The following is an 11,892-nucleotide window of genomic DNA, read 5'->3' as shown; positions in this document are numbered from 1 at the left end:
ATAAAAGTAAACGCAATTGCAATACCTGTCGTACTGGTAGTTGTTTTGAGCGCGTAGGGGGATAATTGACTATCCCTTTTGAGCAAGTCTTAAAGAATCTGCGTGTCTTTAGACCGCAGAGTGTCAAGTCAGACAGTATGTTTGTAAAATTGTAATAATGTAAGTTGCTAGTTATGCCTTTAAAGGCTAAAAAATGGGAACTTTCAGCAGATATAGGAAGAAAAATCCTAGATGATACTATCGAAATTGATTGTTATCCTGAATCCTATTCCTAACTATCAACTTGGGTTAATAATAATTATTGTTTTTGCAGAAAGTTAAAACCTGAAATTAAATTTAGGATGGCTGCCATCAGATGAATTCCCCATCTTCTTCAAATTATTGGAATGGGCGCTTTATAGGTGATAACCAGCGATACCGGATCGATAAACCTCTAGCTGTCGGTGGTATGGGAGAGGTATTATTGGCTACAGATACCCGTGTAGGTCAACAGATAGTATTGAAGTTACTCAAAGATACGCTGGTAGCATCCCAAGAGATGAGAAAGCGTTTTGAGCGGGAAGTGGCGGTGTGTGCAGCTTTACAAAGTGACCACATTGTTAAGATTAGTGATTGCGGGGTAACACCAGAAGGATATCCTTTTTATGTGATGGAGTATTTGCGCGGACAAACATTACGACAATTGCTACTGCATGAAAAGCGATTATCTGTAGAAAGAACCGTGAGTATTATTTCTCAAGTGTGTCAGGCTTTACAGATGGCACATCAAGGAGTAACTTTACAAAAAGATGGTATCAATGAACATATTCAGGTGATCCATCGTGACCTGAAACCAGATAATATCTTTCTCATCCCTACAGATTTGGGAGAGTGGGTGAAGATATTAGATTTTGGTGTAGCTAAAATCCGTAATGATTCTTCTGAACAGAGCAATTTAACTACTACTTTTATCGGCACATTTCGTTATGCTGCACCTGAGCAGATTCAAAACAAGCAAAATTTAGATGCCAGGGCTGATATTTACAGTTTGGGCATTATCTTGTATGAAATGTTAAGTGCAGCAGATCCCTTTGGTTTCAGCATTAAAGGTAATAATATCAGTGAAGCTTCCTGGGTTGTTGCTCATACTTATGAACTACCAAAACCTTTGCGTGAACAACTTGGATGTGAAAACATATCTGCCGAAATGGAAACTGCAGTCATTAAATGTCTGCAAAAAGATCCGAATAATCGCTTTGCATCAGTAGGTGAACTAAATCAGGCGTTGCAAGAGGTTATTAAACCCACCCTTGGTACCGCTAGTACCATAAATGAAACTATTGTTCAGCCTCAACCTGATTTTCATCAGGAAACTGTCTCTAAACCCTTGCAAACATTTTATACAAGCGAATCTGAAGATGAGACTATTCTACTGATCCCACAATTGCCAAATCAACAGTCAAATAACGAAACAGTACCCCGTCCCCTACAACCAAATCAACCACAACCACCAGAAGGGGGTATGTTCCAACATCGTCCTTCACCCTATGCAAACAACAATAACGAAACAGTACCCCGTCCCCTACAACCAAATCAACCACAACCACCAGAAGGAGGTATGTTCCAACATCGTCCTTCACCCTATGCAAACAACAATAACGAAACAGTACCCCGTCCCCTACAACCAAATCAACCACAACCACCAGAAGGGGGTATGTTCCAACCCCAACCGTCATCAGAACCAAAGAATCATCAAAATCCAGCAAATAGGCCAATCAACAATGAACAAGCCAGCAACTTAGATAATACCTTGTATCAGCCACGACCTGTAGTTTCTCCAAGTCGTAACAATATACCAGATAACACAATCTTTCAACCAAAGCCAGAACAGTTAGTTAGCCCCAGAAGTTCCCACAGTTTTGGGCGAAATATTTGGATTGGATTAGGAATTGTATTAGCTTGTTTGACAGGAATACTGATATTTTTCTTGTTCTCAAATTCTGGTTCTCAAGATTTACCTGGTGAACCTAGCTCAACTCAAAGTAATTAATATAACATAAGTTACTAGTTAGGAATAGGAGTCAGGAGTCAGGGAACACTAAGAAGGCAAGAGACAAGAGTTTATTTTTCCCAATTACCCATTACCCGTTACCCATTACCAGCCTCAACAGATGTGATCCGTGGAACTCATCAAAAAATTATCGACAAAAGTCTAATTACCTTTCCAAGACTCATCCAGATATTCTAGAGGCATCTGGATTAGCTACCAGCCAAACACTTTCATGCTTATCTTTGTTGTACAAACATTAGCAGAAATTCTAGCTGGAGGAACATCACTTACCAGTACCGAGCAAATTGACTTTAGTCATCCTAGCCATCGTCGGGAAGAGGGTGCAAGTCCGACTCTCAACTTGTATGTTTACGACTTACGCGAGAGTAAACAAATACAGCATTCCGGCAGACAAGTGGAACGCAAACTAACAAACGCTCTGCAACCTGCCATGATCAATTGGTCGCCTATTTGGTTTGATGTCTCTATATTATTAACAGCTTGGGATAGAACTGCTTTAGGTGAGCATCACTTATTAAGTGAAGCTTTGAATGTACTGTTGCGTCATCGCCCTCTGCAAGAGGATTTTTTAGTTCCAGAATTGCGGGGTTATGGCAATTTGTCCATGACAGTTGCTCTTGATCCACCGATTGAGATTGGCTCGTTATGGAGCGCACTCAATGTACCCTTGCGTGCTGGTTTGTATGTGACGGTGACAGTACCCTGGGAGCCACAGTCGATGCCTGTACCATTGGTTTCGGAAAGAATTTTCAATTTACAAAACCAATTTTATGGCAATGGCAATGGTAACGGCTCAGTTGCTACTAAACGGGTAGCGATCGCTGGCATGGTGAAAAGTGCGGTAGCTAATCAGCCTTTGGTGGATGCCAAAGTTGCTGTAGTCAAAACTGAAAAATCTGTATTAACAAATCAAGAAGGAATTTTCTTTTTTGAAGATTTACGTATAGGTAATTATGTTTTGACAGTCAATTGTCCTGGCTATTTACCACAGAATGTTAATGTCTTAGTCGATAGCCAAAATTATACCTTCAAAGAAATCTTACTAACTCCTGAATAACGAAGGCAGGAGGCAGGAGGCAGAAGGCAGGAGGGGGTTTTTGTTAAGGGGATTTATACCCCACTCCAAAAACTTTTGCCTTCAAAGGCGTTAGCGTAGCGAGACGAAGTCCGGTTTTAGACCCGATTGTTTCGATAAATTTGGGTGTTTACCGATTAGGAGATGCTTTTATGGCCAGACTTGATTACTTTGCTCCGGGTGTCTATATTGAAGAAATTGACCGTGGCAGCAGACCAATTGAAGGTGTGAGTACGGCGATCGCTGGTTTTGTCGGGTTTACAGAAGATGTGCGTGATGGGGCTGAATTATTTAAGCCCATGTTAATTACTAATTGGACGCAATATCTTAACTATTTTGCTCGTCCTAATTCTGATGGTTTCACTGATTTTAACGCCTACTTACCTTTTGCTGTTTATGGCTACTTTATGAATGGTGGTGGTCGTTGCTGGGTAACAAGCATTGGTACTCAGTTACCAGGCGCACCTAAACCCTCAAGCCCAGAACCAGCCATTCTCACAATTACTGGTAGAGGTAATCGGCCAACACTCCGCTTTGCTTTGCGCCCTGAACAAGCAGCCAGCGGAGCAGTCAATATTTTAATTACCGATGGTGGTCCTCGTCCTTTACCAGAAGGTACAGAAGGGGAAGCCCCACCCAATACTGGCGAGTATTTTTCTGTGCAGATTCGCCGGGGTGATGAAGTTCTGGAACAATACGAGAACTTAACCATGAACCGGGAGGCCGCAGCTCAGGTAGCCACCTATGCAGTGGCGGCTTTAAGAAATTCTATGTATATTCAGGTGCAAGATGTATCTCAAGCTGGACAGCCTTTATCGCGCCGTCCGGCCAATGGACAATATGAACTAGCACCACCGATTGTAGCTGTTCCCGTCGATAGATTTTCCAGCGATTTAGAAGGTATACGTGATGATCGTACAGGAGTAAGGGGGATTTTTGAAATAGATGAAATCACCATGTTGGCCTGTCCTGATTTAATGCGGGCATATCAAGCGCAAGTGCTAAATTTGGATCAAGTCCACGGCATCATGGAATTGATGATTAGTATGTGCGAAGGTTCAGCCAGTGGTGATATTCCTAACCCACCCAACCGCATGGTTTTGATTGATCCGCCTTCAGAAGCAGTCAAACCGCAACAGGTAGTGGAATGGTTGAATAGATTTAACCGTCGTTCCATGTTTGCTGCACTTTATTATCCTTGGATCAAAGTTGCCAACCCACGCGATCGCGGTAATCCGATTCTTGTACCTCCCTGTGGACATATCATGGGAGTTTGGGCGCGGACTGATGAAACTAGAGGTGTTTATAAAGCTCCTGCGAATGAAGTACCTAGAGGCGTAATCGGTTTAGGTTATGAGACCAACTTCCGCGAACAGGAATTATTAAACCCCTTGGGTATTAACTGTATTCGCACCTTCCCCAATCGTGGTATCCGCGTCTGGGGTGCGAGAACCTTGGTTGAGCCAGATAAAACCGAATGGCGTTATATCAGTGTACGACGCTTGATTAGTTATATCGAAAAATCCATTGAATTAGGTACTCAGTGGGTAGTCTTTGAACCCAACGATGAAGATTTGTGGGCGCGTGTTAGACGTACTGTGAGTAACTTCTTAGAACGGATTTGGCGTGAAGGTGCTTTATTTGGAGCTTCACCACAACAAGCATTTTATGTCAAGTGTGATGAGGAACTTAACCCACCAGAAACCAGAATATTAGGTCGTCTATATATTGAGGTCGGTGTTTGTCCTGTCAGACCTGCTGAATTTGTCATTTTCCGCGTCAGTCAGTGGAATGGAATCGCAGATGAAGAGTAGCAGAAAATCCATCTTGAAGGTTTTTATATCACTTATTGCACAGGAGGTTAAATCATTATGCCAGGGGAATTTTTAACGGCTTGCAAGTTTTACTTCGAGGCTGACGGAATTACTGATAAATTCATCAAAGAAATTAGTGGACTAGGTGTTGAAAGTACACCAGCGCAAGATATCCACGGCTCATCTAAGTCTGGTAAGATCATGCGGCAGGCAACACCAACAGTAGTAAAATTTACTAATATTACATTGAAGGTAATTGCCACTGATGATATAGACCTGTATCAATGGTATCAGAAATGTAACGAAGATATGGGAGATCCCAGACAGTGGGCGCAAAACCGGAAAACTGGCTCAGTAGTTGCCTATGATCAGCAAGGCAGTGAAAAAGCTCGTTGGAACATAGTTAACTGTTATCCCTGTAAATACACGGGTCCCACCTTAACTGCATCTGGTGGAGATATGGCCAATGAAACTATTGAGTTAGTTCACGAAGGCGTTAAACGGGTCAAATAATGATCAAATAATGGTCAAATAATAAATTTAGCAACAATCAAAAGTGTCACAAACAGCAGGTCAAGTTCCAGAAATTCTTACAGCCCATCGGTTCTACTTAGGTCTAACATTAGATGGTCAACAAGATAATGTTGATGGTTTCTTTTTAGAGTGTCAAGGCTTTAAAAGAACTCAAGATGCTATTGAAATTGCTGAAGTTACTCTTAATAAATGGGGTGCATCAGATAAAGGTCAAGTCGTCAGAACCAAAATTCCTGGTAATGTCAAAAGTGGGAATATCACTCTCAAAAGAGGAATGACCAATTCTCTAGCTATCTGGAAGTGGTTTGAAGCCGTTCAAGAAGGCAAATGGGCTGATCAACGTAAAAATGCTTCTTTGACTATCTATGACCAATCTGGCAAAGAACAAGCAAGATTTGAATTAGCTGGTGCTTGGCCTGCCAGTTATAAAATAGCCGATGTTAATGCCCGCAGTGGTGAGATAGAAATTGAAGAAATTGAAGTTGCCTATGAAGAATTTAAGCGCGTAAAATAATAGGCAAAATATGTTTGCAACAGAGTTTGAATTTACACTGCCTAAAGGGTATCTAGACTCGGAAGGCAATCTGCACCGTAAGGGTATAATGCGATTATCAACGGCTATAGATGAGATAGCGCCTTTACGTGACCCCCGTGTCAAAGCTAACCCAGCCTATGCCACAATTATGATCTTGTCTCGTGTGATAACTCAATTGGGTGCTATATCTGAAGTTAGTCCTGCTATGGTAGAAAACTTTTTTGCCCAAGATTTAAATTACCTGCAAGACTTTTATCGTCATATCAATGGTTTGAACGGTGAAACTTCCTTACCACAGGAGAAAGGAACTTCCCCATAACCACTGCTGCATAATTAAATCTATGTAATTAAATCTACTCAATCATCAGTAAAAAACATCAATAATTATGCCCCGTAAACAAGACACCCTCTATACTGAATTTGACTTTACTCTTCCACGGGGGTTAATGGATAGCCAAAACCGTGTGCATCGTCATGGAATCATGCGTTTAGCCACTGCCAAAGATGAAATTTTGGTGCAGAAAGAGCGCAAAGTCCAAGAAAATCCAGATTATAACGTTTTGGTGATGTTATCCCGTGTGATTACAAGACTGGGAAGTTTAAACTCTGTTAGCCCTGATTTATTGGAAGGACTGCTCTTACATGACATTGCCTATCTCAGAGAATTTTACAATCGAATTAATCAGCAAGGTAATACCCATATCCCTACTCAGTGTCCACATTGTAATACTCAATTTTTGGTAGAGTTAACATTAGCGGGGGAGTCATAAGCTACCCCTCTGACACTTTGTATGAGGAGGTAGCTTTTATTGCTTATCACTTTCACTGGTCACAAGATGATATTCTAAATTTAGAACACAATTGCCGTCAGCGGTGGGTGACAGAAATTAATAAAATTAACCAAAAATTAATATGAAAGTCAAAATAGCCTATTTAACCACAGAAAATGAAGTAAATGAACTCGACTTAGTAGTAGCAACTACACCAAAAGGAGAGTTTATCATTGGTCGTTCTCCTGATTGTGACTTACCCTTAGAAAGTCCTGATGTCAGTCGCATACACGGTAAATTCTTTGTTCAAGGTGGAAAGTATTATTATTGCGACACTGGCAGTAGGAATGGTTCTATAGTTAATAATCAATTAGCTGTAAAAAATCAGCCATATATTTTAAAGCACGGTGATTCTATCCAGATCGGAGATTATTTTCTGAAGATGGAAGATATGACACCTGCGGCGGAACAATTACCAGAAACCGTGTTTAGGGTTATAGACCCGGCGCTGTTTTCCAGACCAATATCACCAGAAGTTAATGTTGCTAACATTAATGAGCCAGCACCAGAAGTAGTTAGCAACTTGACTGAAGAAGTGATTAGTCCAATTCAGGAAGAGAAGACAACACCTGAAGTTGATGATGTTGCTGCTGCACAAGAGCAAGAGGTAATAACTACACCTGAAAGTCAAATATTACCTGAAAGTCTAATAGTAGAAGAAAAAACTTTTATCCAACCACAGGATATTGTTACTCCAGCATCGGAAACAGTACCTGATGTGACTGCAAATGAAAGTGATGAAGATGATGAAGATATTGATTTAAGTACACCAATAGCAGAAGCAAGACCCTTTATCCAACCACAGGATATTGTTACTCCAGCATCGGAAACAGTAACTGATGTGACTGCAAATGAAAGTGATGAAGATGATGAAGATATTGATTTAAGTACACCAATAGCAGAAGCAAGAAGCATCGTAGAAACCGTTGTAGAAACAGTAGAGGTAGAAGATATTGTTGCTTCAGCATCGGAAACAGTACCTGATGTGACGACATCTGAGAGTGATGAAGATGTTGATTTAAGTACGCCAATGTTACAGGAATTAACAATTGTACAACCGCGAGATATTAACATTCGACCAGCGCCAACTGAAAGTAATATTGAAGTTGGAGATTCAGATACAGATGATGGTATTGAAGGAGAAAATTTAGTAACTGAAAGTGAAGTTCAACCAGCAGTGACTACAGATAATGATGTGCCAGAAGTGGTAAGTGATATTGATGTAGAAGCAACTGAAACTGTATCAGAGACGTTGAAGGAATCCCAGATTGATGTGATATTTGCACCACATGATAATATTCTTCCTCAAGCAGAAGTTACGGAAATAATTGGTAGTGAAGATAGTGATGAAGATATTGAGGTGAGTAGTACAACCTTACAAGAAGTTAATCGAGAAGTGACCGAACTAGAGGTTTTTTCTACCACAGACAACTTAGAAACACCAGAAACAGAAACATCTATTTCTACAGCAGAAATCAGTGAAAAAATATCAGTAACAGAGGTGGTTTGTACAGCAGAAAACTTAGAAACAGCAGAAAACTTAGAAACAGAAACATCTATTTCCACAACTGAAGTTGGTGAGAATTTAGTAGTTGTTGGTGAAAAATTAGCAACAGTTACTGAATCTGAAGAATTACAAGCTGTTGACGATATAGAAGCAAATACGGAGAGAGAAGATAGTCAGATGAGCATTCAAAAAAATATAGTCCTCATTGCTCACGAAAGCAAGAAATATGAATTAGCTGAGTTGGTTGCTAAAAATAAAGAGTTTTTCTCTCAAAGCTTGACCATTAGCTGGCCTTCTGTGAGTGAAGTTTTAAAGCAAGAAGCTGGTCTGACTGTGAGTGAAGAAATTCCTTCTCCCACTGCTGGGGGATATCAAAAAATTAATGTCCTGCTAGGTTCTGGAGGTATTTTAGCTATGATTTTCCTCAGAGATTTTCTCACACCTGCACCTAGTCCAACTAATGAAGAAACTTTGTTGAAAATATGTAATATGAATCAGGTGTTGGTAGCAACTAATTTAAAAACAGCAGAGGTGATCGTGTATTATCTGAAAAACATGACAGATTCATAGATCAATAGTTACAAAAAACGGTTCTTCGGTACTTTTTATGGAGAACCCAGTTCAAAATCATTGAAATCCTTATTGTGCGGGCATTTCATTCAAAATATGGGCATTATAGTTTATAATCATTGCCCCGTAAGGATTTTGTGATAATCAATCCTCAACCTCCATAAAACAGACACAAGAGCCATATTTTGGAATATCTCTTTACTTCTATGTGTGTTAGCTTTGAAAAATGTCGAAATTCTTACATCAATCCCTGTATTGTTTAATCTTTTAAATAAATCCCGCATACTTGTTAAACTATTATCCAAGGCATAAGCCAACCAACACTCAACGTAAAGACATTTTTCTTCCTTCATTTTTATTTGTTGCTATTTTAAATCCTCTCATTCCTAAATTACGTACTTCATCTTGGACAAGGGCTTTTTTAGATGCGGTTAATCTTAGTGCTGTGGCTTTGATGGTGGTGACCACCTTACAATTAGGAATAACAACTTTAACTTTTGGAAAAGTGCCTTATGTGGATTTTTTAGGATTAATTATTTTCTTAATTTCTGCAGTTTTAGCTATTCGTTATCAAATTAATGCTACATGGTTGGTTTTAGGTAGTGGTTTAATTGGTTGGGGTGTTCAAATTTTAGGATATATCCAATAACAGATGGATAAATTTGCTTTAGTAATTTAACTATAAATATAGTTTTCAGTGATTGAAAAATGGCACAGTATTACGACAGCATAGCCCAAGAATATAAAAAATCTAAAGAGTTGCCGATTCGCCTACATATTGAAACATATACATATTTTAATATGCTTGGTGATTTAACAGGAAAATCAATTCTCGACTTAGCTTGTGGAGAAGGATGGTATAGTAGACAGTTTAAAGAAAAAGGTGCTTCTCTGGTGGTTGGGGTTGATATTTCTGAAAAAATGGTAGAACTAGCAAGAAAACAAGAAAGCAAACAAAAACTTGATATTCAATATATTGTTGCTGATGTGCTAGAACTAGGAAAAATTGGAGATTTTGATCTAGTTGTTGCTTCTTATTTACTGAATTATGCCCAAACTAAAACACAATTATTAAAAATGTCACAAACCATTTTTAATAATCTCAAAATAGGAGGGCGTTTTGTGACATTAAACAATAATAGTGAACAACCTCCAAGTTCTTATCTTAAAACTGAGAAATATGGATTTATTAAAACTATTTCCCAACCTCTGCAACCAGGAACAGCAATCAAGTATACATTTTTTGTAGATGGTCAGGAATTTAGTTTTGATAATTATTACCTCAGCAAAGATACACATCAAAAAGTATTTGCAGATGTTGGTTTTAAAAATGTTCGTTGGCAAAAACCATTAGTTTCTCCTGAAGGTATAGCAGAATTTGGGCAAGAATTTTGGCAGGATTTTTTAGAGTGTATCCCTTTAATTGGGATTGAGTGTTTTAAAGAGTAAACTTTTTTCATTCAGGAGTCAAAGGATCAAAAACTTCAAGAAGAAGGACAAAAATTGTCAGTTTCAATTTATATCCACGCATCAAACAGAAATTGGGAGAGAAAACCTAAGAATTATTCTCTCTCCTCTCTTGCAACTTAAACATAATTTCTGCGTGCATTTCACGGGTAATAGGATAGAAAAAAGTCAAAATCAAACCCAAAATTAAACAGATTGTTGGTACTGGACCGACTATAATTCTAATAGCAGACAATGCGGAATCGGGTTGTATTGGTGTACTTTGTCCGGCTATAGTTTCCCGAAATCCAGAAGCTTGTAAAGCATTACCAACTATAAATAAACCAAATGCTAAACCAAACTTTTGTAATAACACCATAAAACCATAAAATACTCCTTCCCTTCTTTGTCCGGTTTGCAGTTCATCTAATTCTATAACATCGGGAATCATAGACCAAGGAATTAAATAAGCTGTGGAAACTCCACAACCAGCCATAACAGCCATAAAATACATTAAACCTATTTGATTTGCTTGCAGAAAAAATAATCCCGCAGCAGCAATAATCCATAAAGTCATACCCAAAAAATAAACGATTTTTTTACCAAATCTTTTACTTAAATAACTCCAAACAAATAACATTAATAAAGCAGTTCCTTGAACAGCAATTAATACTGTGGGAACTTGAGAATCTTTGAGTTTCATACAGTAGATGACAAAATAGGGAATGACTGTAGCGGTGATTTGTACACCTAACCAAGAAAAAAGATAAATGGCGATAACGAATAAAAAAGGTTTGTTACTGAAAGCAATCTTGATTTGTTCTATAAAAGGAATTTCTGCTGGTTGTTCTAATTGAATACGTTTAGATTCAAAAGCAAGAATCCGCTTTCTTGTTCCATATACGCACCAATATAAAGATAACACCGAAATCACAGTACATATTGCTGCTAACACTAAATATTGTTGTTGTGGTTCACGAATTACAGCAAATACAATTTGTGCGAAAATCAATGATAAAATACTGCCACCAATAGAAAAAGTGAAGCGAAAACTATTTAAACTGGTTCTTTCATCATAATCTTGACTTAGTTCCGGTGTCATTGCTGTATATGGCAAATTAACAATCGTAAAAAAAGCCTGAGACATAATCCCAATTGCTACGTAATACCAAAACAAAGGCCAAATATTACTACTTTGATTGGGAGTAAATTGTGGTACAATCCATTGTAGAAAAAAGAATAATCCAAAAGGAATTGCACCATAAAACATCCAAGGTAAACGACGACCCCAACGCCGAGATTGAGTCTTATCTGTTAATACCCCCACAATCGGATCATTGACAGCATCCCAAATTTTACCAATCATCAAAATGCTGCCCGCCAAACCAGGGGGAATACCAGCTACATTAGTAAAAAACAACAGTAAATAAAAGATCGCAATATTAGAAGTAATCGCCGGACCTAAATCTCCAGCACCATAAGCCAGTTTAGTCTTCAAATCTAATTTTTCATTGTTCATAATTACTTACAC

At 38.7% G+C, this 11,892-nt stretch carries 11 protein-coding genes and 2 pseudogenes; 11 read left to right on the top strand and 2 right to left on the bottom strand.

Annotation, left to right across the window (positions count from 1 at the left end):
- Positions 1–355: 355 nt before the first annotated feature.
- From FFR48_RS08250 to FFR48_RS08215, 9 genes are all read left to right on the top strand, one after another.
- Entirely contained in the window at positions 356–2,029 is a 1,674-nt protein-coding gene (locus FFR48_RS08250; RefSeq protein ID WP_137667033.1) for a serine/threonine protein kinase, read from the top strand.
- Positions 2,030–2,261: 232 nt separating this feature from the next.
- Positions 2,262–3,107: a Pvc16 family protein gene (locus FFR48_RS08245; RefSeq protein WP_096564870.1), complete on the top strand. Its 846-nt coding sequence runs from the start codon at positions 2,262–2,264 to the stop codon at positions 3,105–3,107.
- A 170-nt stretch (positions 3,108–3,277) separates the two neighbouring features.
- Positions 3,278–4,939: a phage tail sheath family protein gene (locus tag FFR48_RS08240; RefSeq protein WP_096564872.1), complete on the top strand. Its 1,662-nt coding sequence runs from the start codon at positions 3,278–3,280 to the stop codon at positions 4,937–4,939.
- Between the two features lie 57 nt (positions 4,940–4,996).
- Positions 4,997–5,452 carry a phage tail protein gene (locus FFR48_RS08235; protein WP_096564874.1) on the top strand — a complete coding sequence of 152 codons (456 nt, stop codon included), beginning with the start codon at positions 4,997–4,999 and terminating at the stop codon, positions 5,450–5,452.
- A 43-nt stretch (positions 5,453–5,495) separates the two neighbouring features.
- Positions 5,496–5,987 carry a phage tail protein gene (locus tag FFR48_RS08230; protein WP_137667032.1) on the top strand — a complete coding sequence of 164 codons (492 nt, stop codon included), beginning with the start codon at positions 5,496–5,498 and terminating at the stop codon, positions 5,985–5,987.
- A 10-nt stretch (positions 5,988–5,997) separates the two neighbouring features.
- Positions 5,998–6,327 carry a hypothetical protein gene (locus tag FFR48_RS08225; protein WP_137667031.1) on the top strand — a complete coding sequence of 110 codons (330 nt, stop codon included), beginning with the start codon at positions 5,998–6,000 and terminating at the stop codon, positions 6,325–6,327.
- 67 nt (positions 6,328–6,394) lie between these two features.
- Positions 6,395–6,778, top strand: coding sequence for a hypothetical protein (locus FFR48_RS08220; protein ID WP_096564880.1), 384 nt, complete (start codon positions 6,395–6,397; stop codon positions 6,776–6,778).
- A complete protein-coding gene (locus FFR48_RS30360; RefSeq protein ID WP_307722512.1) occupies positions 6,742–6,924 on the top strand; it encodes a DUF6760 family protein in 183 nt (60 codons plus the stop codon). Before FFR48_RS08220 ends, FFR48_RS30360 begins: the two co-directional genes overlap by 37 nt.
- The gene (locus tag FFR48_RS08215) at positions 6,921–8,915 is read left to right on the top strand and encodes an FHA domain-containing protein (protein WP_137667030.1); all 1,995 of its coding nucleotides are present in this window, start codon (positions 6,921–6,923) and stop codon (positions 8,913–8,915) included. The genes FFR48_RS30360 and FFR48_RS08215 overlap by 4 nt, the downstream gene beginning before the upstream one ends.
- 179 nt (positions 8,916–9,094) lie before the next feature.
- Here the strand turns inward: FFR48_RS08215 and FFR48_RS29350 are convergent.
- Positions 9,095–9,250 (bottom strand): annotated as a pseudogene (locus tag FFR48_RS29350) (IS4 family transposase); the annotation flags it as partial.
- Between the two features lie 2 nt (positions 9,251–9,252).
- Here FFR48_RS29350 and FFR48_RS08210 point away from each other — a divergent pair.
- Together FFR48_RS08210 and FFR48_RS08205 are read left to right on the top strand one after the other, a co-directional pair.
- Positions 9,253–9,564 (top strand): annotated as a pseudogene (locus FFR48_RS08210) (chromate transporter); the annotation flags it as partial.
- A 59-nt stretch (positions 9,565–9,623) separates the two neighbouring features.
- Positions 9,624–10,364, top strand: coding sequence for a class I SAM-dependent methyltransferase (locus FFR48_RS08205; RefSeq protein WP_096564884.1), 741 nt, complete (start codon positions 9,624–9,626; stop codon positions 10,362–10,364).
- Between the two features lie 106 nt (positions 10,365–10,470).
- Here the strand turns inward: FFR48_RS08205 and FFR48_RS08200 are convergent, their stop codons facing one another.
- Positions 10,471–11,880 carry an MFS transporter gene (locus FFR48_RS08200; protein WP_137667029.1) on the bottom strand — a complete coding sequence of 470 codons (1,410 nt, stop codon included), beginning with the start codon at positions 11,878–11,880 and terminating at the stop codon, positions 10,471–10,473.
- Positions 11,881–11,892: the final 12 nt, after the last annotated feature.

The organism is Sphaerospermopsis reniformis, from assembly GCF_005402885.1.
GTDB classification, from domain to species: domain Bacteria; phylum Cyanobacteriota; class Cyanobacteriia; order Cyanobacteriales; family Nostocaceae; genus Sphaerospermopsis; species Sphaerospermopsis kisseleviana.
The sequence above is the reverse complement of the archived record's forward strand: the minus strand, read 5'-3'. Positions and strand labels throughout refer to the sequence as shown.